Below are 23,209 nucleotides of genomic sequence, written 5' to 3'. Positions count from 1 at the left end.
TATGTCAGTGCGGCAGAGAAGGCGATTTAGTTCATCCAGCGGTCTTTGCGTTTACGGCTTGGGATCATGTGCGGGAGAACCAGACCGAGCAGCAGGCCGAGCCCCAGCACGCCGCCGCCATACATGAACCACTGCATAATGATGGTGCGCTGCTTGTCATCAAGTTGCAGATTGGCGGCGCTGACTTTCTTCTGCGCCACGATCAGCTCGTTTTTCAGCTTCTGGTTTTCTTCTTTCAACCCGTTAATCACGCTGTCGCTCTGCGACACTTTTTGCTGCATGTCGGCCGTGCGCTGATTCCAGGTGGTATCAATATTGTTCAGCTTATCGGTCAGCGTCTTAACCTGATTTTCCAGATCCGGTACGCGGATACGCAGGCTGGGCGAGCTGTTCAGCTCTTTCATCGGGATCCAGGCAGTACGACCTGTACTGTCTTTCACCTGAGCGTAATTCGTGTTGGCGTCAGTCTGTAATAATGTCACTTCCTCGCCGGCATTCACCGTACCCACGAGGCGATAATTATCTCCCGGACCGCTGCGGACCCAGGTATTCAGTTCGTCAGAGACATAGCGCTTCTCTTCTGCGTGGGAGACGGCAGTGGCGCTAAGTGCAAGTAAAGTTAATCCAATCAGGCGTAATTTTGGCATCAGGCTGTCGTTTTTGTCATAAAAAGTGGAACGATAGTAGTGGCATCAGTGTCTCTACGCAAAGCATTCGACATCAATCGGAATCATCTGTGTCATCTTTGCCACTGTTTTAAACTTTTACGCCCGTCAAATTGCTCGTTGCATGGCAATTTGGCGCAAAATACTATCTACTGACAAAAAAGAACGCGTTAAGTTCGCCGTCATTCTTCCCATATGTGACATAACCCATAAGTACAAGGCAATGGCTCAGGAAATCGAATTAAAGTTTATCGTTAATCACGACGCTGTAGACGCGTTGCGTGACCATCTGCAAACACTCGGCGGCGAGCACCATGCGCCCAGCCAGTTACAGAACATTTACTATGAAACGCCGGACAAGTGGTTGCGTGGACATGATATGGGTCTGCGCATTCGTGGCGAGAATGGTCGTTATGAAATGACCATGAAAATCGCCGGTCGGGTCACGGGGGGCCTACATCAACGGCCGGAATACAATGTTGCGCTGAGCGAGCCGACGTTGGATCTCGCACGGCTCCCGCAGGAGGTCTGGCCGAACGGCGAGCTGCCCGCGGATCTCGCTTCACGCGTGCAGCCGCTGTTCAGCACCGATTTTTACCGTGAGAAATGGCTGGTGGACGTTGACGGCAGCCGTATTGAAATCGCGCTCGATCTTGGCGAAGTGAAGGCCGGAGAATGTGCCGAGCCAATTTGCGAGCTGGAGCTGGAACTGTTAAGCGGCGAGACCCGTGCGGTGTTGAAACTGGCAAACCAACTGGTGTCGCAAGCGGGTCTGCGTCAGGGCAGCCTGAGCAAGGCCGCACGGGGATATCATCTGGCGCAGGGGAATGCTCCGCGTGAGATCAGACCTACTGCGGTGCTGAAAGCGCCAGCCAAAGCCAGCATTGAGCAGGGGCTGGAAGCGGCGCTGGAGCTGGCATTGTCGCAATGGCAGTACCATGAAGAGCTGTGGGTGCGTGGAAATGACGCCGCCAAAGCGGATGTACTGGCGGCGATGGGGCTGGTTCGCCATGCGCTGATGCTGTTTGGCGGCATTGTACCGCGTAAAGCAAGCGCTCACTTACGCGATTTGCTGACGCAGTCGGAAGCGACCCTTGTCTCTGAGGTTTCAGCCATCACGGCTATCTATAGCACGCAAACGGCGATGGCTAAACTGGCGCTGACCGAATGGCTGGTCACCAAAGCCTGGCAACCGTTCCTCGACGCCAAAGCGCAGGCGAAAATGGCCGATTCTTTCAAACGCTTTGCCGATATTCACCTGTCGCGCCACGCGGCGGAGCTGAAAGCGACTTTCGGGCAGCCGTTGGGCGATCGGTATCGCGATCAGCTTCCGCGCCTGACCCGCGATATTGACAGCATTTTGCTGCTGGCAGGTTATTACGACGCGAATGCGGTACAGGCCTGGCTGGAGAACTGGCAGGGCCTGCGCCACGCGATTGTGACAGGGCAGCGCATTGAAGTTGAACACTTCCGCAATGAGGCGATCTTCCAGGAGCCGTTCTGGCTGCATAGCGGAAAACGATAACCAGTAACGCCTGATGGTGATGCTGCGCATCTTATCAGGCCTACGGCGCACAGGTTTTGTAGGCCGGATAAGGCGTTACGCCGCCATCCGGCAATGTCAGACGCTTGATGGCGATGCTGCGCATCTTATCAGGCCTACGGGCGCAGGTTTTGTAGGCCGGATAAGGCGTTACGCCGCCATCCGGCAACACTCATCGGGATTAGTTAGCCATCTGAGGACACACCTTAAATGAAGCCGCTTTCTTCACCGTTACAGCAGCACTGGCAGACCGTGGTTGAGCGGTTACCAGAAATCCTGGCTGAAGCCACGCTTAGCGTTCAGGCGAAGTCAGTACTTACATTTAGTGATTTTGTGCAGGACAGCGTGATTGCGCATCCCGAATGGCTGACTGAGCTGGAAAGCGCGCCGCCGCAGGCCGATGAGTGGCGGCATTATGCCGCGTGGTTACAGGACGCGTTGGCGCAGGTGACTGATGAAGCGGCGCTGATGCGCGAGCTTCGCGTATTCCGTCGCCGCATCATGGTACGTATCGCCTGGGCGCAGGCGCTGTCGCTGGTGGAAGAAGAAAACATTCTGCAACAGCTAAGCCATCTGGCGGAAACGTTGATCGTCGCCGCGCGCGACTGGTTGTATGACGCCTGCTGTCGCGAATGGGGTACGCCCTGCAACCATGATGGCGTACCTCAACCGTTGCTGATTCTGGGGATGGGAAAACTGGGCGGCGGCGAGCTGAATTTCTCCTCGGATATCGATCTGATCTTCGCCTGGCCGGAGCACGGTTCCACCCGGGGAGGTCGGCGCGAGCTGGATAACGCGCAGTTCTTTACCCGCATGGGGCAGCGTTTGATCAAAGTGCTGGACCAGCCGACGATGGACGGCTTTGTGTACCGAGTGGATATGCGCTTGCGCCCGTTTGGCGACAGTGGCCCGCTGGTGCTGAGTTTTGCCGCGCTGGAAGATTATTACCAGGAACAAGGGCGCGACTGGGAGCGTTATGCGATGGTCAAAGCTCGCATTATGGGCGCTGCCGACAGTGCGTATGTCGATGAACTACGCGCCATGTTGCGACCTTTCGTGTTCCGCCGCTATATCGATTTCAGCGTGATCCAGTCCCTGCGTAATATGAAAGGGATGATTGCCCGTGAAGTGCGTCGTCGCGGTCTGAAAGACAATATTAAGCTTGGCGCCGGTGGTATTCGTGAAATTGAGTTTATCGTGCAGGTGTTCCAGTTGATTCGCGGCGGACGGGAACCCTCGCTGCAATCGCGCTCGTTGCTGCCGACGCTGAGCGCGATTGATGCGCTGCACCTGTTGCCAGAAAATGACGCCGGACAGTTACGCGCGGCCTATCTCTTCCTGCGCCGTCTGGAAAACCTGCTGCAAAGCATCAATGATGAGCAGACCCAGACGCTGCCGGGCGATGAACTGAACCGGGCGCGTCTGGCCTGGGGAATGCGCACGGATGACTGGTCGCAGCTCACCGACATTCTGGCGGCGCACATGGCTAACGTGCGTCGGGTATTTAACGAACTGATTGGCGATGACGAAACCGATACTCAGGAAGATACGCTGTCGGAACACTGGCGCGAGCTGTGGCAGGATGCGCTACAGGAAGATGATACCACGCCGGTGCTGGCGCATCTGTCCGACGACGATCGCGGACGCGTGCTGGCGTTAATCGCCGACTTCCGTAAAGAGCTGGATAAGCGCACCATTGGCCCGCGTGGGCGGCAGGTGCTCGACCATCTGATGCCGCATCTGCTTAGCGACGTGTGCTCGCGCGAAGATGCCTCTGTGCCGCTGTCGCGTATTACGCCTCTGCTGGTGGGGATCGTTACGCGTACCACCTACCTTGAATTACTGAGCGAATTTCCCGGCGCGCTGAAGCACCTGATTTCGCTGTGCGCCGCTTCGCCGATGGTGGCGAGCCAGCTGGCGCGTTATCCGCTGTTGCTCGATGAACTACTGGACCCGAATACGCTGTATCAGCCAACGGCGACCGACGCTTATCGCGATGAGTTACGCCAGTATTTGCTGCGTGTGCCGGAAGATGACGAAGAGCAGCAGCTGGAAGCGCTGCGCCAGTTTAAACAAACGCAACTGTTGCGCATTGCGGCGGCGGATATCGCCGGTACGCTGCCGGTGATGAAGGTCAGCGATCACCTGACCTGGCTGGCGGAGGCCATTATCGACGCCGTTGTCCAGCAGGCGTGGGGGCAAATGGTGGCGCGCTATGGGCAGCCGACGCACCTTGCTGAGCGCACCGGACGCGGGTTTGCGGTGGTGGGTTATGGCAAGCTGGGCGGCTGGGAGCTGGGCTACAGCTCCGATCTTGATCTGATCTTCCTGCACGATTGCCCAATGGACGTGATGACCGACGGCGAGCGTGAAATCGACGGCCGCCAGTTCTACTTACGCCTGGCGCAGCGCATTATGCACTTGTTCAGCACCCGCACCTCTTCCGGTATCTTGTATGAAGTGGACGCGCGGCTGCGCCCGTCCGGCGCGGCGGGAATGCTGGTCACGTCGGCGGAAGCCTTTGCCGATTATCAGAAAAACGAAGCCTGGACATGGGAGCATCAGGCGCTGGTGCGCGCCCGTGTGGTTTATGGCGACCCGCAACTGACCTCGCAGTTTGACGCCGTGCGTCGCGATATCATGACCCTCGCTCGCGAAGGCAAAACGTTGCAGACCGAGGTGCGCGAAATGCGCGAGAAAATGCGCGCGCATCTGGGCAACAAGCATCGCGATCGTTTTGATATCAAAGCCGACGAAGGCGGGATCACCGATATTGAATTTATTACCCAATATCTGGTGCTGCGCTATGCGCATGAAAAGCCGAAGCTGACGCGCTGGTCCGATAACGTGCGCATTCTGGAACTGCTGGCGCAAAACGACATTATGGATGAACAGGAAGCGCAGGCGCTGACGCAGGCTTATACCACGCTGCGCGATGAGCTTCATCACCTTGCGCTACAGGAGCTTCCGGGGCATGTGGCGCAAGAGTGCTTCAGCAAGGAACGCGCACTGGTACGGGCAAGCTGGCAGAAGTGGCTGGTTGCCGGGTGAAGTGTGCTATTATCGCGCGCAAATTTTAAGACCCTCAGAGAATCTCTCAGGAGACAGGAATGAAAGTAACGCTGCCAGAGTTTGAACGTGCAGGAGTCATGGTTGTTGGTGATGTGATGCTGGATCGCTACTGGTACGGGCCGACCAGCCGTATTTCCCCCGAAGCGCCGGTGCCCGTTGTCAAAGTGGACACCATTGAAGAACGTCCGGGCGGCGCGGCGAACGTGGCGATGAACATCGCTTCTCTGGGCGCAAATTCGCGTCTGGTGGGTCTGACCGGTATTGACGATGCGGCGCGCGCGCTGAGCAAAACGCTGGCGGATGTGAACGTAAAATGCGACTTCGTTTCTGTGCCTACGCATCCGACGATTACCAAACTGCGTGTACTTTCCCGTAACCAGCAGCTGATTCGCCTGGATTTTGAAGAAGGCTTTGAAGGCGTCGATCCGCTGCCATTGCACGAGCGTATTAACCAGGCGCTGGGCTCAATTGGCGCGCTGGTGTTGTCTGATTACGCCAAAGGCGCGTTGGCCAGCGTTCAGCAGATGATTCAGCTTGCGCGTAAAGCGGGCGTCCCGGTGCTGATCGACCCGAAAGGCACCGATTTCGAACGTTATCGCGGCGCCACGCTGTTGACGCCGAACCTGTCTGAGTTCGAAGCGGTGGCGGGTAAATGTAAAAGTGAAGAAGAGATTGTCGAACGCGGCATGAAGCTGATTGCCGATTTCGAATTTTCTGCGCTGCTGGTGACCCGTTCCGAGCAGGGAATGACGCTGCTGCAACCGGGTAAAGCGCCGCTGCATATGCCGACCCAGGCGCAGGAAGTGTATGACGTTACCGGTGCCGGGGATACGGTGATCGGCGTACTGGCGGCCACATTAGCGGCGGGGAACTCCCTGGAAGAGGCCTGCTATTTCGCGAACGCGGCAGCAGGCGTTGTCGTCGGTAAACTGGGAACATCAACCGTTTCGCCAATCGAACTGGAAAATGCGGTGCGCGGTCGTGCGGATACCGGCTTCGGCGTGATGACGGAAGCCGAACTGAAACAGGCCGTGGCCAGCGCGCGTAAACGCGGCGAGAAAGTGGTCATGACCAACGGTGTTTTTGACATTCTGCATGCCGGACATGTGTCTTACCTGGCGAACGCCCGCAAGCTGGGCGATCGCCTGATCGTCGCGGTGAACAGCGACGCCTCCACCAAACGTCTGAAAGGCGAAACTCGCCCTGTGAATCCGCTGGAACAGCGAATGATCGTGCTGGGTGCGCTGGAGTCCGTTGACTGGGTGGTTTCTTTCGACGAGGACACCCCGCAGCGGCTGATTGCAGGCGTGCTGCCGGATCTGCTGGTGAAAGGCGGTGACTATAAGCCAGAAGAGATTGCCGGTAGCGAAGAAGTCTGGGCCAACGGCGGCGAAGTGCTGGTGCTTAACTTCGAAGACGGTTGTTCGACCACCAATATCATCAAGAAAATCCAGAAAGACAGCGATAAATAACCGCTGAACAGACGGCCCGATACGCACAGCGCCATCGGGCATCTGGCTTGTTTCCAAAGTGTGATGTCAGGCAACTGATATGCGCACTTTTTGCACAACCGTTCAACACATATAAGAGAATACTGAAATTAGAAAAAGCATATGGCCTTAACAGATATTTGATAACTGGAGGGTATGCTGATGAACGACAAGAACGTATATTCGTTAAACAATTTTGATTTTCTGGCGCGCAGTTTCGCCAGGATGCAGGCTGAGGGCCATCCTGTTGATATCCAGGCCGTTACCGGAAATATGGATGAGGCGCACCGCAGCTGGTTTTGCAAACGCTATGCGCTTTACTGCCAACAGGCGACACAGGCTAAGAAGCTAGAACTCGAACACTGAAAATATCAACGGGCCTTACGGCCCGTTGTGGTTTTTACTCTTGCGGATCGACAGGCGGGATGGCGGGCGCAGGTTTAACATCTACAGGTTTCTCACGCGCTTCCAGCTTGCTGAGGCGTTGCTCCAGCAGCGCCAGCTTTTCGCGGGTGCGCAGTAAGACCTGAGTCTGCACGTCAAACTCTTCACGGCTCACCAGATCGAGACGCGTCAGCTGCGATTGCAGCGTCTGACGGATTTTCTTCTCGATATCTTCCCCGAACTCCCGAACCCCTTTCGGCATCGACTCGTGAACCTGACGAGCGAGTTGCTCAATTTTTTTCGGGTCAATCATTGTGGTTTCCCTGAACTGGTAAGTGTCAGAACACATTGTAGTGCGATATGCAGGCGTCATAAACCAGAATTGTGTGTCGTTTAGCGGAGTAAAGGCGTTGATGAAGGTAATCAATAGCGTTATAGTTAACTCGCTTATTCTCAGGGCGGGGCGAAATTCCCCACCGGCGGTAAATCAACGTATGGCCAAAAGATTTCGCGTTGCGGCAATGCAGCAGCGGCGTGAAAGATGAAGGACAGGTTGAAAGCCCGCGAGCGCTTCAGGTGCAAATCTGAAGGTCAGCAGATCCGGTGTAATTCCGGGGCCGACGGTTAAAGTCCGGATGGGAGAGAGTAACGATCCAGTCGGGCATGGGCCCACTCACGTTATTTTTTTGCCGCTTGTCGGTACTCCTAAGACTGCCCTGATTCTGGTAACCATAATTTTAATGAGGTTTTTTTTACCATGAATCAGACGCTACTTTCCTCTTTTGGTACGCCTTTTGAACGTGTGGAACATGCGCTATCCGCGCTGCGTGAAGGACGCGGTGTGATGGTGCTTGACGATGAAGATCGCGAAAACGAAGGCGATATGATTTTCCCGGCCGAGACCATGACCGTTGAGCAGATGGCGCTGACCATTCGCCACGGCAGCGGCATTGTTTGTCTGTGCATCACTGAAGATCGTCGCAAGCAGCTCGATCTGCCGATGATGGTGGAGAACAATACCAGCGCCTACGGCACCGGTTTTACCGTGACCATTGAAGCCGCAAAAGGCGTGACTACCGGCGTTTCTGCCGCAGACCGCGTAACGACCGTTCGCGCAGCCATTGCCGATGGCGCGAAACCTGCCGATCTGCACCGTCCAGGCCACGTTTTCCCGCTGCGCGCGCAGCCGGGCGGCGTTCTGACCCGCGGCGGCCATACTGAAGCCACCATCGATCTGGTGACGCTGGCCGGGTTCAAACCTGCTGGCGTACTGTGCGAGCTGACGAATGACGATGGCACAATGGCGCGCGCGCCGGAATGCATCGCGTTTGCCGGTAAACACAACATGGCAGTAGTGACGATCGAAGATCTGGTGGCTTACCGCCAGGCGCACGAGCGTAAAGCCAGCTAATTCTGTAGGCCTGATAAGCGAAGCGCCATCAGGCGATGAGATAATAATAAAAACCGAAGCCGGTTCGCAGGCTTCGGTTTTTTGTGTTTACAGAGGTCATTAATCCCGCCGTTTATCCCTTATATTTTGCTTTTTTAAACATCCCATCTGTTAATAAAAGCCCAACCTTTTTCTCTATGATCAAAATCATATTCTCGATTTCATACTGTGCCAGTATATAGGGCTACCTCAATATAGGTAGAAAAGGTTATAACGCTAATTGTTTGGTAATATTAGATTTTAAGGGTAAGAGGATGTTTATCGCCTGGTATTGGCTCGTCTTAATTTTTCTGGTGATCGTAGGGTATTTTTGCCATATGAAACGCTATTGTAAGGCGTTTCGGCAGGACAGAGATGCGCTGCTGGAAATCCGCAATAAATTACTTCGTCGCGATGATGAAGAACGCGTTATGACCAAAGAGCAGGAATAAGCGCTTCCTGCTGCCTCTGTTATCCGATTCCCATCGCCTGAAGCACGACAAGACTCAACCCCATCACCGACATTCCACACAGTACGCCGTAGCTGGGATTATTATTAGGGTCGATCTCTTTTGCCAGCGGCATCAGCTCATCAACGGATAGTGCCACCATAATTCCCGCGACGGCGGCCATGATGGACGCCATAACGACCGGTGAGATCAGGCTGCCCAGAATAAGCCACGCCATTACACCGCCAAGAATTTCCGCCATCCCGGAGATACCGGCCCAGAAAATCGCTGTCCGTTTTGAACCGGTTGCGGCGTAGACTGGCCCGGCGACCGCTAATCCTTCAGGAATATTGTGCAAGGCGACCGCCAGGGCAATGCCAAAACCCAATTCGAGGTTGCTGCTGGCGGTGACGAAGGTGGCGATACCTTCCGGGAAGTTGTGCAGACTGATGCCCAGCGTCAGCAGGATGGCGGTGCGTTTTATCGAGCCGGGGAGAGGACGCGCGGTTTTTTGCACTAAATCTTGTGGGTGGGCGTGGGGAAGCAGCCTGTCGAGACCGAAATAACCCAACAAGCCGATAATAAACATGCCGTAACCCAGCACCGGAGACATGCCATCCGCCGCCAGCGCGGCTGGCAGCATCTCCATCAGCGAGATCAACAGCATAATGCCTGCGGCGAATCCCAGTGAAAACGCCAGCACGCGGTTGGACGGTTTTTGCCCCAGCACGCCAAGAAACGCGCCAATAAAGGTGGCGGCGCCCGCCAGTAAGGTCAGAATTAAAGGTACTGACATCGACAACTCCTTATGATTCAACTGTCCGAACCTGACCTTCAAAATAACTGATGATCTTCATCATGGTTATCTGAGTTCTTCATCCATCGAAAAAGCGTATTGTGATGATATCAAAATGACTCCCTCAGTAAGGATATCATCATGTCTTCAACACGTATGCCAGCATTGTTTTTAGGTCACGGTAGCCCGATGAACGTTCTGGAAGATAATGTGTATACCCGCGCCTGGCGGCATCTGGGGGATACATTGCCGCGTCCAAAAGCGATTGTCGTTGTCTCGGCGCACTGGTTCACGCGAGGGACGGGCGTGACGGCGATGGAAGCGCCAAAGACGATCCATGATTTTGGCGGCTTTCCTCAGGCATTGTATGACACGCACTATCCTGCGCCCGGTTCGCCGGAACTGGCGCAACATCTGGTTGAGTTGCTGTCGCCGACGCCGGTCGCGCTGGATAAAGAGGCGTGGGGCTTTGATCACGGCTCCTGGGGCGTGTTGATCAAGATGTACCCGAATGCGGATATCCCGATGGTGCAGTTGAGCATCGACAGCACCAAACCGGCGGCCTGGCATTTTGAAACAGGGCGCAAACTGGCGGCGTTGCGGGACGAAGGCATTATGCTGGTCGCCAGTGGCAACGTGGTGCATAACCTGCGCACGGCGCGCTGGCATGGCGAGAATACGCCCTACCCGTGGGCAACGTCATTCAATGAGTATGTGAAAGCGAATCTGACATGGCAGGGGCCGGTAGAACAGCATCCGCTGGTTAATTACCTCGATCATGAAGGAGGATCGCTGTCGAACCCAACGCCGGATCACTATCTGCCGCTGCTGTATGTGTTAGGCGCATGGGATGGCAAAGAGCCGGTGACGATCCCGGTTGACGGCATCGAGATGGGCAGCCTGAGTATGTTGTCGGTACAGGTGGGATGATTAATGCCCGATGGTGCTACGCTTATCGGGCCTACCGTTCGTGCCGTAGGCCGGGTAAAGCGGAGCCGCCACCCGGCACAAGAGACTATTCGACAAAGATATGCGGGTAGAAGCGGGACAGATCCTGGGTGATCAACGCTCTGTCTTCGCGAATACCGATCCCGGCGGGTTGATCATTGATCAACCAGCTGCCAATCAGCATATAGCTGTCGCCAAACTTCGGCAGCGGGCAGAACTGCTGCACAATCATGCCTTCTTCGCCGTAAGGGCCTTCCACCGCTTCGATCGTTTTCCCGTTCTCAATGATGGAGACGTTAGCGCCTTCACGCGAGAAGATCGGTTTGACGACGAATTTTTCCATTTGCGGATAGTCATCTTCCGCAAAATAAGCCGGCAGCAGGTTAGGGTGATCAGGGAACATTTCCCATAACATTGGGAGCAGCGCTTTATTGGAGATAATGCTCTTCCAGGCCGGTTCCAGCCAGCGAACGCCAGCATCTTCCAGCTTGGTGGAGAACATTTCACGCAGCATAAATTCCCACGGATAGAGCTTAAACAGGTTGGCAATCACCTGATCCTGCAAGTCCGAAAACTGACCTTTTTCACCCAGGCCGATATCTTCAATGTAGAGGAACTCGGTGGCGATTTCAGCTTCGGCGGCGCAGTCCTGTAGATACTGGATTGTCCCGCGATCTTCCACGGTGTCGCGACAGCAGGTGAGGTGCAGCAGTTGGAAGCCATACTGCTCACGCAGCTCGGCGAAGCGTTCGATCAGCTTTTCTTGCAGACTGTTAAACTGATCGCTGCCTTCCGGCAGGTTGCCCGCATTGAGCTGGTCTTCCAGCCAGATCCACTGGAAAAACGCGGCCTCATACAGTGAGGTCGGCGTATCGGCATTATTTTCTAAAAGTTTAGGCTCACCCGTGCCATCCCACGCCAGATCGAGGCGGGAATAGAGTGACGGCTGCTGCGTTTGCCAGGACTGACGTACAAAGCCCCAGGTATGCTTAGGAATGCGAAACTTCGTCATCAGCTCATCGCTGGCGATCACTTTCTCCACGACCTTAAGGCACATCTGGTGCAGTTCAGCGGTGACGTCTTCCAGCTTCTCAACCTGGTCGAGCGTCAGCTTGTAGTACGCGTCTTCACACCAGTACGGTTCCCCGTACATCGTGTGAAAATTAAAACCGTATTCGGTGGCTTTCTCGCGCCAGTCCGGGCGCTCAGTAATACTGATTCTTTCCATGCGTCTTAGCCGCCCATCGAACGATTCGAGGTGCCGGTGGCGCTACGCTGCATTGTGCTTTGTTTTGCCACTGATTCGCCAAAACCACCACGGGTAACGGTTGTGGTTGTGGCGGGCTTCGGCGCCATCGCGGTTTTCGGTACGGTCATGGTACGGCCAGGCTGTGCGGCGCCGTAGTTCTTGCCGCTGGCGTCGGTGTATTTACCGTAGGCCGGGCTGGCCGGGTTTTTTGAACTGAACAGTGGTTGCTGAGTAAAGCCCGCGCCACCGCCCATCATTCGGCCCATCATATAGCCCGCCATCAGCGGCATCCAGAAGCTGCCGCTGGATTGCGCCTGCGCCTGATTTTCCGGCGCCATGCCTGCCTGAGCCGGCGCCTGCTGGCACTGGCCTTCGCCGAATTCAGCCACGCAGTCTTCACGCGTCGCGTATTTCGGCGCGGTACGTTCCGCTTCTTTCAGAGCATTGTTGAATGCGGTCGTACATTCAGCGTTTTTGCCCGGATTCGCCGCCGAGCAGTCGTCGGCGTTTTGATACAGCGAAACCGTTTCGTCGCTTTTTTCACAGCCGGCCAGCATAAAGACAGCGGTAACCGCCAGAGCAACCGGAGTAAGATGACGTGCGCTCCAGCTTTTGCGGAACGAGGCGTGATGTATAGATTTTGTCCGTTTCATTTTTGTCTTCCAGGACCCAGTGGTAAACACAATAAATAATGCTCAGGATAGTGGATGGCTGGTCGAAATTGAAGCGAGAAGAGGCGAGAATGCGGCAGAATGGCGGGATCTTTACGTTGCCTTACGTTCAGACAAGGTTTAGCGCCCGGTGGCGCGACGCTTACCCTGCCTGCAATCAGGTAGGCTCAATAAGCGAAGCGCCATCGGGCAATTCATCAGTTACGGAACGGGTTGTTACCGTTGCTGCTGGTGGAACGTGCTGAAGCTGGCTGAACCGTACTGGCATTATAGCCATCCGCCGCTGCATCCTGCTGCGGGGTTTCCGGCGCGACGTTGTCCGGGGATGTCGAGATCGGTTTACCCAGCGCATTGTTCAGCGCCACCAGATCCTGCTCGTTCAACGTACCGAGAGCATTCTTGATGTTCAGCTGGTTAATCAGATAGTTATAACGCGCATTCGCCAGTTGTTGCTTCGCTTCATACAGCGCGGTGGTGGCATCCAGCACGTCAACAATGGTACGCGTACCCACGGAATAACCGGCTTCGTTTGCATCCAAAGAGCTTTGCGCGGAAACAACGGCCTGTTTGTAAGCGTTAATGCTGCTGATAGAAGCATTAATGTTGTTGAAGGAGGAGCGCACGGTCTGCACGACGCTGCGGTGCGCGCTTTCCAGCTGTTCGCTCGCGCCAACAAAGTTGTACTGCGCCTGTTTCACCTGAGAGTTGACCATCCCACCCTGATACAGCGGCAGCGAGAAGCTCAGGCCGATTTTGTTCTGGCCCATATTGCTGTCGTCATACTGCGTGCTGTTATGGGTTTTAGAGCCGCTATAAGAGGTGTCAGACACGCCGGTAGAAGCGGTTAAATCCAGCGTTGGCAGATGGCCGTCCTGCGCCTGGCGGATTTGCTCGCGCGCCAGATCCTGGCTCAGACGCGCCTGCAACAGCGTCAGGTTACGGTTTTCGGCCTCTTTCAGCAGCGCGTTAACGGCCTGCGGCTTATCGGTTTTAAAGTTCGTGACATTCAGCGAAGCCAGTTCCGGGTAGTAGTTACCGGTGACCTGGCGCAGTTCTTCTACGGCGTTATCCAGATTGTTGCGGGCGGTGACTTCGTTCGCCAGCACGGTATCGTATTGTGCACGGGCGTTTTGCACGTCAGTGATAGCGACCAGGCCGACGTTAAAACGCTGGGTGGTTTGATCTAACTGACGATAAACGGCTTCTTTCTGCGCCTGCGTATAAGAGAGAACGTCAATGGCGTTCAGGACTTTAAAGTAGGCGCTCGCCGTATTGAGGATCAGCGTTTGCTGATCGGTCTGGAACGTGACGTCCTGGATACCTGCGGATTTTTCCTGCAACGTCAGCGCGCGCCATTTTGACATATCAAAAAGGGTCTGGGTTAATTGCAGAGAGGCGCTGGTGGCGTTGGAGTTGATGCCATTCGCATCACGATAGCCGTTGCTGTAGGTGTAATCGGCACCTAAACCCAGTTGCGGCAGTAAAGGACTACGCGCTTCGTTAATTTTTTCGAATGCAGCATCGCGATCGGCGGCGGATTTACGCAATTCCGGGTTGCTCAGGCGTGCTTGCTGATAAACTTGCATCAGGTTCTCTGCCTGGCTCAGTGTGCTGAACCCCGTCAGGCTCAGGCCGATAAGGATGGGGAGCAATTTCTTCATTTGCATTCCTTGTTGTGAAGCAGTATTTAGCGCTGATCAAATTGTAAAAATAATTGCTGATTCTAGCAGAATCCGCCACTGCAAAAAGTTGGCGTTACGTGCCATCCGGCGTTAATTTGCACCAATTTATCACAAGGTCGCTGAAACGGCAGTCAAACGCCCTTGAAATTCACATTTTAATCACTATTGGTACCAGGACAGCACAATGCATAAACCAGACAACTCGCCAATGACTTTCTCCAAAAACGATGTAGAAATTATTGCACGAGAAACGCTATATCGCGGTTTTTTTTCACTGGATCTCTATCGTTTCCGCCACCGCCTGTTCAACGGTGAAATGAGCGGTGAAGTGAAACGCGAAATTTTTGAGCGCGGCCACGCCGCAGTGTTGCTACCCTTTGACCCTGAGCGCGACGAAATTGTACTGGTCGAACAGATTCGTATCGCGGCGTATGACACCAGCGAGACGCCGTGGTTGCTGGAAATGGTCGCCGGGATGATCGAAGAGGGCGAAACCGTTGAGGAGGTCGCTCGTCGCGAAGCAATGGAAGAGGCCGGACTTGAGGTCAAACGGACGAAACCGGTCATGAGTTACCTGGCAAGCCCCGGCGGCACCAGCGAGCGTCTTTCTATTTTAGTGGGCGAAGTGGATGCCACGACCGCAAACGGGATTCATGGTCTGGCCGATGAAAACGAAGATATTCGTGTTCATGTGGTAAGTCGGGAGCAGGCTTACCAGTGGGTAGAAGAGGGGAAAATCGACAACGCGGCTTCTGTCATCGCTTTGCAATGGCTGCAACTGCACTATCAAGAGTTAAAACACGAGTGGAAAAAATGAAGCGTTACACACCTGACTTCCCTGAAATGATGCGCCTGTGCGAAACTAATTTTTCGCAATTGCGCCGCCTGTTGCCGCGCAATGACGCACCCGGCGAAACAGTAAGCTATCAGGTGGCCAACGCGCAATATCGGTTAACGATCGTTGAATCGACCCGATACACTACGCTTGTTGCGATCGAGCAGACGGCGCCAGCCATTACGTACTGGAGCCTGCCGTCACTTACGGTGCGCCTGTACCATGACGCGATGGTGGCCGAAGTGTGTTCAAGTCAGCAGATCTTTCGCTTCAAAGCGCGGTATGATTATCCAAATAAAAAGTTGCATCAACGCGACGAAAAGCATCAAATTAATCAGTTTCTGGCCGACTGGCTGCGTTACTGTTTAGCACATGGAGCGATGGCGATTCCGGTTTATTAGCGTCGTGAAACCTAAGGACACCATTTGGAAAGCCTGTTAACCCTTCCTCTGGCTGGTGAGGCCAGAGTCAGGATCTTACAAATTACCGATACTCACCTGTTTGCCGAAAAACATGAAACGCTGCTGGGCGTGAATACCTGGGAAAGTTACCAGGCGGTGCTGGATGCGATTCATGCCGGGCAGCACGAATACGATCTGATCGTGGCGACAGGTGATTTAGCGCAGGATCAAACGGCTGCGGCCTATCAGCACTTTGCTGAAGGTATCGCAAGCTTTCGCGCGCCTTGCGTTTGGTTGCCGGGTAACCATGACTTTCAGCCCGCGATGTACAGCGCATTGCAGGAAGCGGGGATCTCCTCGGCCAAACGCGTGTTTATCGGCGATCAATGGCAAATCTTGCTGCTGGATAGCCAGGTTTTTGGCGTACCGCATGGTGAATTGAGCGACTTTCAGCTTGAATGGCTGGAGCGCAAACTTGCCGATGCGCCGGAGCGCCACACCTTGCTGCTTCTGCATCACCATCCATTGCCTTCGGGATGCAGCTGGCTGGATCAGCACAGTCTGCGTAACGCGGCCGAACTGGACAGCGTGCTGGCGAACTATCCTCGCGTCAAATACCTGCTGTGCGGTCATATTCATCAGGAGCTGGATCTTGACTGGAATGGCCGCCGCCTGCTGGCGACGCCGTCCACCTGCGTCCAGTTCAAGCCGCACTGCGCGAACTTCACGCTGGACACGATAGGGCCAGGCTGGCGGACGCTGGAACTGTACGCCGGGGGGTCTCTGGAAACGCAAGTGCATCGTCTGCCGGGGACTCAATTCCGACCCGATACCGCTTCGGAAGGATACTGATGTCTACGCTTCTTTATCTGCATGGGTTTAATAGCTCTCCGCGTTCGGCAAAGGCATGTCAGCTTAAAAGCTGGCTGGCGGAGCGCCACCCTCATGTTGAGATGATCGTGCCGCAACTGCCGCCGTATCCTGCCGATGCGGCAGAGTTGCTGGAATCTATCGTGCTTGAACACGGTGGAGCGCCGCTCGGCGTCGTCGGATCGTCGCTGGGCGGCTATTACGCCACCTGGCTGTCGCAGTGTTTTATGTTGCCTGCGGTGGTGGTGAACCCGGCGGTGCGGCCGTTTGAACTGCTGACCGACTACCTCGGTCAGAACGAGAACCCCTACACCGGGCAGCAATATGTGCTAGAGTCTCGCCATATTTACGATCTTAAAGTCATGCAGATTGACCCGCTGGAAGCGCCGGATTTGATCTGGTTGCTGCAACAGACGGGGGATGAAGTGTTGGACTACCGCCAGGCGGTGGCGTATTACGCCTCTTGCCGCCAGACCGTTATCGAGGGCGGAAACCATGCATTCACGGGCTTCGAAGATTATTTCAACCAGATTGTCGATTTCCTTGGACTGCACAGTTTCTGACAATCAATTCGAATTGCTAATTTAAATCATGACGCAAACTTATAACGCTGATGCCATTGAGGTACTCACTGGGCTTGAGCCGGTACGCCGCCGCCCGGGGATGTACACCGATACAACCCGCCCGAACCATCTTGGGCAGGAAGTGATTGATAACAGTGTGGATGAAGCACTGGCGGGTCACGCAAAACGCGTGGATGTGATTTTACATGCCGATCAGTCACTGGAAGTGATTGATGACGGCCGTGGGATGCCGGTGGATATCCACCCGGAAGAGGGCGTTCCGGCGGTTGAACTGATCCTCTGCCGACTGCATGCGGGCGGTAAGTTCTCCAACAAGAACTACCAGTTCTCCGGCGGTCTGCACGGGGTGGGGATTTCCGTCGTCAACGCCTTGTCAAAACGCGTGGAAGTCACCGTGCGTCGTGATGCCCAGGTCTATAGCATCGCCTTTGAAAACGGCGAGAAAGTGCAGGATCTTCAGGTTGTCGGGACATGCGGTAAACGTAATACCGGCACCAGCGTTCACTTCTGGCCGGATGAAACTTTTTTCGACAGCCCGCGTTTTTCCGTCTCTCGCTTAACCCATATCCTGAAAGCGAAAGCGGTGCTGTGCCCTGGCGTTGAAATCACCTTTAAAGATGAGGTCAACAATAGCGAGCAGCGCTGGTGCTATCAGGATGGCCTGAACGACTATCTGGGCGAAGCGGTTAACGGCTTGCCGACCCTTCCTGAAAAACCGTTTATCGGTAATTTTGCCGGTGATACGGAAGCCGTAGACTGGGCGCTGCTGTGGCTGCCGGAAGGCGGCGAGCTGCTGACCGAAAGCTACGTTAACCTGATTCCGACGATGCAGGGCGGTACCCATGTGAACGGGCTGCGCCAGGGTCTGCTGGACGCGATGCGTGAATTCTGCGAATACCGCAATATTCTGCCGCGCGGCGTGAAGCTGTCTGCGGAAGATATCTGGGATCGCTGCGCTTACGTGCTCTCGGTGAAGATGCAGGACCCGCAGTTCGCCGGGCAGACCAAAGAGCGTCTCTCTTCGCGCCAGTGTGCGGCGTTTGTGTCGGGCGTGGTGAAAGACGCCTTCAGCCTGTGGCTGAATCAGAACGTTCAGTCTGCGGAGCTGCTGGCGGAGATGGCCATTTCCAGCGCCCAGCGTCGACTGCGCGCGGCGAAGAAAGTGGTGCGCAAAAAGCTGACCAGCGGCCCGGCGCTGCCGGGTAAACTGGCGGACTGTACCGCGCAGGATCTCAATCGTACCGAACTGTTCCTCGTGGAAGGGGACTCGGCGGGCGGTTCCGCCAAGCAGGCGCGCGATCGTGAATATCAGGCGATCATGCCGCTGAAAGGTAAGATCCTCAACACCTGGGAAGTCTCTTCCGATGAAGTGCTGGCATCGCAGGAAGTACACGATATTTCTGTGGCGATCGGCATCGATCCAGACAGCGACGATCTGAGCCAGCTGCGTTACGGCAAGATCTGTATCCTGGCGGATGCGGACTCCGATGGTCTGCACATCGCCACGCTGCTCTGCGCCCTGTTTGTGAAGCACTTCCGCACGCTGGTGAAGCACGGGCACGTCTATGTTGCGCTGCCGCCGTTGTACCGTATCGATCTCGGCAAAGAGGTCTACTATGCGCTGACGGAAGAAGAGAAAGCGGGCGTGCTGGAACAGTTGAAGCGTAAGAAAGGCAAGCCGAACGTGCAGCGCTTTAAAGGTCTGGGTGAAATGAACCCGATGCAGCTGCGTGAAACCACGCTCGATCCGAACACCCGTCGCCTGGTGCAGCTCACTATTAGCGACGAAGACGATCAGCGTACCAACGCCATGATGGATATGCTGCTGGCGAAGAAACGCTCCGAAGACCGTCGCAACTGGTTGCAGGAAAAAGGCGATATGGCGGATCTCGACGCGTAATCGACCATTGAATGCCTTATCCGGCCTACGCTCGCATTGTGCCCGTAGGCCGGATAAGCGAAGCGTCATCCGGCGTTACTGTCTATGCCGCTTGCGATACTGTAACGGCGTTTCGCCAATCCCTTTGCCAAAGGCGCTAATAAAGTACGTCACGTCTGAAAACCCCACCTGTCGGGCAATCTCCCGCACACTCTCCTCGCTGTGTAACAACGCTTCACAGGCTTTGCGTAACCGAAGGGTATTGAGGTAATTGAGGATGCTTTCACCGGTTTCAAAATGAAAGCGCCGGGAAATGTAGCTTTTTGATTTTCCTGACTCTTCTGCCAGGTCGCTGAGGCTGAATTTACGGGTGTAATTCTCATCCAGCCAGAACATCACCTGGCTTGCTATTCCGGTGCCAATCTCCGTCATATTGACGTTATCTTCGGGCAACAGGCTAAATAAACTCAATAACAGGCAGGAAATCTGTTCGGCATTAAGCGGCTTGAGCGCTGCCATTTTCTCGTAACGGCTGAAGAGAAAATCAACGTGCGGGTGAATATCCGCCACATCGAATACTCTGGCCTCGCCGCCACGTACGGTCAGACTTTGCAGACGCTGTTGATTAAGCGGAAAATCGCGCAGCACTTTCAGTACCGCATGCTGATCGAGGTGAATAATGGTTCGGCGGTAGTGGTCTTGCGCCTGCTCATCCACCATGATTTTATGCAGGGTAAAGGGCGGGAAAAAGAACAATCGACCTGGCCGCATGGTGTATTGCTGGTGATCGACGATCACCACGCCAAATCCTTCCTCCACATACAGCACCTCCAGACACTGATGCCAGTGGTGATAGCGAACCGAGTTAGCAAATAATCGACTAAATGACGCAATGGCGTCATTGAGCGCGATCAGTTCCAGATGTTCCTGAGATGAGGGTGCATTCATAGTGCAACAGATTTAAATTTTTGCCGCTGAATTCTGGTTTATAAACCTTGTTTTTAAATTTTTTCAATCACTGTTTTATTTTAATTCTATTGGTGTGATTGAGATAACATTTCCGCTTGTCGGCGATTCACTATCCTTTAGCCACTTAATTCAGAGGGGCAGAGTATGTGGTCGGCAACTGAAGAAAAATCAAATCCATTGTCATTCCGTGAAGACGTAATCAGCGCCGTCACAACGATGCTGAGCGCGCTGGATAAACAGTTTCCCGCAGGGGCGGCGCAGTTTTCACTGGGTGACACCTGCGCGCACTACAGTGTGGATATCGCCTGCATGGAAGGGCTCTCCAGAGCGTTATGGGGTCTGTTTCCTCTGATGGCTGGCGGCGCTGAGGTGCCGTTTGCTGATAAGTATATTCAGGCGATTAAACTCGGCACCGATCCACTCAGTCCGCACTACTGGGGCGATACCGACCCTTACGATCAGCGCCTGGTTGAGATGGCCGCCTATGGCCTCGGCCTGGCGTTGTTGCAAACGCGTTTAACCGACAAGTTCAGCGAAACGGAACTGGCGAATCTTCATCGCTGGCTAAACCAGATCACCGACGCGCAAATGCCGGACAGCAACTGGAACTACTTTGCGATTATCGTCCAGTTGGGTTTCAAACGTGCCGGGCTGCCGTTCGATCAGGCGGCGATCGACCGCCGTTTTACGATGATGGAAGCGTACTACCTGGGTGACGGCTGGTATGCCGATGGCCCCGGTCGCCCAAAAGATTACTACATCTCGATGGCTTTCCATTTTTACGGGCTGTTGTACGCCACGCTGAACCCGGAAGATGCTGCCCGTGCCGCCATCCTACGCGAACGCGCTCGCCTGTTTGCCGCTGATTTTATCTACATGTCGGCAGCAGATGGCGCATCCGTACCGTTTGGCCGCAGTCTGACCTATCGCTTTGCGATGGTCGCGTTCTGGAGCGCGGCGGCGTTTGCTGAGCTGGATGTCTTCTCGCCGGGCGTGATTAAAGGGGTGATCCTGCGGCATCTGCGCTGGTGGCAGCAGCAGCCGATTGTCGATCGTGACGGCATTCTGACGCTGGGGTTTGCTTATCCGAATCTGGCGATGTGTGAAGATTACAACTCGCCGGGCTCCCCTTACTGGGCGCTGAAGGTTTTTTTGATCCTCGCCTTGCCGGACGATCACGCTTTCTGGCAGGCCGAAGAACTCCCGTTGCCGCAATGCGCAGAAAAACACGTTATTCCCCATGCCGCACAAATTTTGCAGCACAGCGAAAATTCAGACCATGTCACGATGCTGACTTCGGGCCAGCTTGAACTGAATAACTACGTTAACACCGAAGCGAAATACACGAAGTTTGCCTACTCCAGCCGTTTTGGTTTCACCATTGAACGCGGACGCTATGGCCTTAAACATGCGGCGTGCGACTCCATGCTGCTGCTGGCGGATGGCGACAACTATTTCCGTGGCCGCCGTCGCTGCGACGAAGTGCGGGTCGATGAGAATTTTATTTTTTCCCGCTGGTCTCCGTGGCATGACGTCACTGTCGAGACCTGGCTGGCGCCCTTCGGCGAGTGGCATCTTCGCCTGCACCGCATCCACAGCGCGCGAACGTTGCAAACCGTGGAAGGCGGCTTTGCGGTGATGAAAACGGCGCATCAGTTCAGTGAGCGCGGATGCTACCTGGCGGCGGAAAACGGATGCAGCACGATCGTCGATCTGTCGCCCGCGCTGGCCCGCCAGCCGGACAGCATTATTACGCCGCCGAACAGCAGCATTATGTTTGCACAATGCGCCGCGATTCCACTGCTTACCGCAGAAATTGCACAGGGTGAAAGCTGGCTGTGTTGCGCGGTTTCTGCTTCCGGGCAACAGAAAAAATATACGGCAATTCCGCAACTGAAAATAAACGATAACCAGGTGGTTATTCGCGAACCAGAAAGCGCACGCCAGTTATCGTTCTTTTTATAAAACTCTGGCCCCTACACGTTGGCGAGGATGGTATGAAAAATTGTTCAACAAATAACAGAACTGAATATTATAAAATCAGTAGCTTTATATTCCTCTATTTCTTTACCTGGTCTGCCAGTATTGGTTTACTGGCCATCTGGCTGGGGCAGAAAGCACAGCTAAGCGGCACGGTTATTGGTACGGTGTTTGCAGTAAACGGTATTTTTGCGGTCATTCTGAAGCCCATTTATGGCTACATTCTCGATAAAATCGGCATGAGCAAATACCTGCTCTATTTTGTTGTGATGATGTCGGCACTAATGGCGCCATTCTTTATTTATGTTTATCAGCCATTATTGCTTTCAAACACCATGCTGGGCATTGTTATCGGCGCGATTTACCTGAGCTTTGCCTGGTATGCTGGCGTGGCGGCTTGTGAATCCTACTCTGACCGCTTCAGCCGTCTTAACGGCATGGAGTTTGGCCAAATCCGTATGTGGGGCTCGCTGGGGTGGGCGGTGGCGTCGTCGTTTTCCGGCCTGCTGTTTAACCTCTCTCCGGCGTATAACTTCATTATGGGCAGCGTGGCGTCGGTGGTGATGCTGGTGGTACTGCTGAGTCTGAAAGTGAATGTGAATGCGGCAAACGCAGCGGACGTGCTGACAAAAGAGAAAATCGTCCCGGCGGATGTCTACGCGCTGTTGCGCAGCCGTAAGTTCTGGGCGTTCTGTCTGTATGTCGCCGGCGTGGCGTGGATGATGTTTATCGCGGAGCAGCAGTTCTCCCGCTACTTTGTCACCTTTTTCTCTGACGTACATGAAGGCAACGCGGTGTTTGGCTATCTGGGAACCGTGCAGTCGGGAATGGAATTTGTCATGTATATGGTGGTTCCATTATTTGTTAACGCGATCGGCGCTAAACGCGGTTTGTTGATTGTGGGGGCGCTGGTTGGCGCGCGTCTGATTATTTCCGGGCTGTGTGATTCACACCTGCTCATCTCCGTACTGAAGCCGCTGTATGGTCTGGAAATCTGTCTGCTGTTGGTTTCGGTCTTTAAATACATTGCTGAACACTTTGATAAACGCGTCAATGCGACCATGTATTTATTGGGCTATCAGGCGATGCTGTATGTCGGCAATGTGGTGATCTCTTCACCTGCCGGATTAATGTATGACCGAATTGGTTTTGAGAAAACGTACATCATCATGGGGATTATTGCGCTGACCTTTACGCTTATTTCGGCATTTACCTTATCGGCATGTCAGAGTAAATCCCGCCATCGTACTGCTATTGAGATCGCCGAAAATAATACGGCGCATTAAATTTCATTGGGTTTAATTTAGAAGGAA

Annotated in this window: 21 protein-coding genes and 1 riboswitch; of the genes, 14 read left to right on the top strand and 7 right to left on the bottom strand. The window is 54.5% G+C overall.

Annotated features, from left to right (window positions below; all coding sequences use genetic code 11):
* Positions 1-26: 26 nt before the first annotated feature.
* Positions 27-647 (bottom strand): TIGR04211 family SH3 domain-containing protein, encoded by a 621-nt coding sequence (locus tag OGW17_RS19350; RefSeq protein WP_012135182.1) that lies wholly within the window; start codon positions 645-647, stop codon positions 27-29.
* Positions 648-888: 241 nt separating this feature from the next.
* On the opposite strand from OGW17_RS19350, the gene OGW17_RS19345 reads away from it, so the two are divergent.
* From OGW17_RS19345 to glgS, 4 genes are all read left to right on the top strand, one after another.
* Positions 889-2,190 carry a CYTH domain-containing protein gene (locus OGW17_RS19345; RefSeq protein ID WP_071257840.1) on the top strand — a complete coding sequence of 434 codons (1,302 nt, stop codon included), beginning with the start codon at positions 889-891 and terminating at the stop codon, positions 2,188-2,190.
* 228 nt (positions 2,191-2,418) lie between these two features.
* Positions 2,419-5,259: a bifunctional [glutamate--ammonia ligase]-adenylyl-L-tyrosine phosphorylase/[glutamate--ammonia-ligase] adenylyltransferase gene (glnE, locus tag OGW17_RS19340; RefSeq protein ID WP_071257841.1), complete on the top strand. Its 2,841-nt coding sequence runs from the start codon at positions 2,419-2,421 to the stop codon at positions 5,257-5,259.
* 59 nt (positions 5,260-5,318) lie between these two features.
* Positions 5,319-6,752 (top strand): bifunctional D-glycero-beta-D-manno-heptose-7-phosphate kinase/D-glycero-beta-D-manno-heptose 1-phosphate adenylyltransferase HldE, encoded by a 1,434-nt coding sequence (gene hldE / locus OGW17_RS19335; RefSeq protein WP_012135177.1) that lies wholly within the window; start codon positions 5,319-5,321, stop codon positions 6,750-6,752.
* 174 nt (positions 6,753-6,926) lie between these two features.
* A complete protein-coding gene (gene glgS / locus OGW17_RS19330; RefSeq protein WP_012135175.1) occupies positions 6,927-7,136 on the top strand; it encodes a cell surface composition regulator GlgS in 210 nt (69 codons plus the stop codon).
* A 34-nt stretch (positions 7,137-7,170) separates the two neighbouring features.
* Here the strand turns inward: glgS and ubiK are convergent, their stop codons facing one another.
* Entirely contained in the window at positions 7,171-7,467 is a 297-nt protein-coding gene (gene ubiK, locus OGW17_RS19325) for a ubiquinone biosynthesis accessory factor UbiK (RefSeq protein WP_071257842.1), read from the bottom strand.
* Between the two features lie 132 nt (positions 7,468-7,599).
* Positions 7,600-7,805: riboswitch (FMN riboswitch) on the top strand.
* Between the two features lie 106 nt (positions 7,806-7,911).
* On the opposite strand from ubiK, the gene ribB reads away from it, so the two are divergent.
* Together ribB and OGW17_RS19315 are read left to right on the top strand one after the other, a co-directional pair.
* Complete coding sequence (ribB, locus tag OGW17_RS19320; RefSeq protein WP_012135173.1) at positions 7,912-8,565, top strand: 3,4-dihydroxy-2-butanone-4-phosphate synthase; 654 nt, start codon at positions 7,912-7,914, stop codon at positions 8,563-8,565.
* Between the two features lie 293 nt (positions 8,566-8,858).
* Positions 8,859-9,035, top strand: a complete 177-nt coding sequence (locus OGW17_RS19315) for a hypothetical protein (RefSeq protein WP_012135172.1) — start codon at positions 8,859-8,861, stop codon at positions 9,033-9,035.
* Positions 9,036-9,054: 19 nt separating this feature from the next.
* Here the strand turns inward: OGW17_RS19315 and zupT are convergent, their stop codons facing one another.
* Positions 9,055-9,828, bottom strand: a complete 774-nt coding sequence (zupT, locus tag OGW17_RS19310) for a zinc transporter ZupT (RefSeq protein ID WP_024130960.1) — start codon at positions 9,826-9,828, stop codon at positions 9,055-9,057.
* A gap of 141 nt (positions 9,829-9,969) precedes the next feature.
* On the opposite strand from zupT, the gene ygiD reads away from it, so the two are divergent.
* Entirely contained in the window at positions 9,970-10,758 is a 789-nt protein-coding gene (gene ygiD, locus OGW17_RS19305; protein ID WP_047461156.1) for a 4,5-DOPA-extradiol-dioxygenase, read from the top strand.
* Positions 10,759-10,843: 85 nt separating this feature from the next.
* On the opposite strand, the gene OGW17_RS19300 is transcribed toward ygiD, so the two are convergent.
* The 3 genes from OGW17_RS19300 to tolC form a co-directional block, all read right to left on the bottom strand.
* Positions 10,844-12,004, bottom strand: a complete 1,161-nt coding sequence (locus tag OGW17_RS19300; protein WP_012135169.1) for a glutathionylspermidine synthase family protein — start codon at positions 12,002-12,004, stop codon at positions 10,844-10,846.
* A 5-nt stretch (positions 12,005-12,009) separates the two neighbouring features.
* A complete protein-coding gene (locus tag OGW17_RS19295) occupies positions 12,010-12,678 on the bottom strand; it encodes a DUF1190 family protein (RefSeq protein WP_071257843.1) in 669 nt (222 codons plus the stop codon).
* Between the two features lie 215 nt (positions 12,679-12,893).
* On the bottom strand, positions 12,894-14,363 hold the full coding sequence (gene tolC, locus OGW17_RS19290; RefSeq protein ID WP_012135166.1) for an outer membrane channel protein TolC: 1,470 nt from the start codon (positions 14,361-14,363) through the stop codon (positions 12,894-12,896).
* A gap of 199 nt (positions 14,364-14,562) precedes the next feature.
* Here tolC and nudF point away from each other — a divergent pair, with 199 nt between their 5' ends.
* From nudF to parE, 5 genes are read left to right on the top strand one after another with little or no spacing between them, the layout of a single operon-like run.
* Entirely contained in the window at positions 14,563-15,195 is a 633-nt protein-coding gene (nudF, locus tag OGW17_RS19285) for an ADP-ribose diphosphatase (protein ID WP_024130957.1), read from the top strand.
* Positions 15,192-15,614, top strand: a complete 423-nt coding sequence (locus OGW17_RS19280; RefSeq protein ID WP_012135164.1) for a DUF1249 family protein — start codon at positions 15,192-15,194, stop codon at positions 15,612-15,614. Before nudF ends, OGW17_RS19280 begins: the two co-directional genes overlap by 4 nt.
* A gap of 24 nt (positions 15,615-15,638) precedes the next feature.
* Positions 15,639-16,466, top strand: coding sequence for a 3',5'-cyclic-AMP phosphodiesterase (gene cpdA / locus OGW17_RS19275; RefSeq protein WP_049009943.1), 828 nt, complete (start codon positions 15,639-15,641; stop codon positions 16,464-16,466).
* A complete protein-coding gene (gene yqiA / locus OGW17_RS19270; RefSeq protein ID WP_012135162.1) occupies positions 16,466-17,047 on the top strand; it encodes an esterase YqiA in 582 nt (193 codons plus the stop codon). Before cpdA ends, yqiA begins: the two co-directional genes overlap by 1 nt.
* A 28-nt stretch (positions 17,048-17,075) precedes the next feature.
* Positions 17,076-18,968 carry a DNA topoisomerase IV subunit B gene (gene parE / locus OGW17_RS19265; RefSeq protein WP_012135161.1) on the top strand — a complete coding sequence of 631 codons (1,893 nt, stop codon included), beginning with the start codon at positions 17,076-17,078 and terminating at the stop codon, positions 18,966-18,968.
* Positions 18,969-19,043: 75 nt separating this feature from the next.
* Here the strand turns inward: parE and OGW17_RS19260 are convergent, their stop codons facing one another.
* Complete coding sequence (locus OGW17_RS19260) at positions 19,044-19,895, bottom strand: helix-turn-helix transcriptional regulator (RefSeq protein ID WP_286452258.1); 852 nt, start codon at positions 19,893-19,895, stop codon at positions 19,044-19,046.
* 165 nt (positions 19,896-20,060) lie between these two features.
* Between OGW17_RS19260 and OGW17_RS19255 the strand changes: the two genes are divergently transcribed.
* Together OGW17_RS19255 and OGW17_RS19250 are read left to right on the top strand one after the other, a co-directional pair.
* Positions 20,061-21,881 carry a DUF2264 domain-containing protein gene (locus OGW17_RS19255; RefSeq protein ID WP_071257844.1) on the top strand — a complete coding sequence of 607 codons (1,821 nt, stop codon included), beginning with the start codon at positions 20,061-20,063 and terminating at the stop codon, positions 21,879-21,881.
* A 32-nt stretch (positions 21,882-21,913) separates the two neighbouring features.
* Positions 21,914-23,182, top strand: a complete 1,269-nt coding sequence (locus tag OGW17_RS19250) for an oligosaccharide MFS transporter (RefSeq protein WP_012135158.1) — start codon at positions 21,914-21,916, stop codon at positions 23,180-23,182.
* The last annotated feature ends 27 nt before the right edge of the window (positions 23,183-23,209 follow it).

It is taken from the genome of Citrobacter sp. CK181 (genome assembly GCF_030333595.1).
In the GTDB taxonomy this organism is placed as follows: domain Bacteria; phylum Pseudomonadota; class Gammaproteobacteria; order Enterobacterales; family Enterobacteriaceae; genus Citrobacter_B; species Citrobacter_B koseri.
Note: the sequence above shows the minus strand (reverse complement) of the source record. Positions and strands in the feature narration are given on the sequence as shown.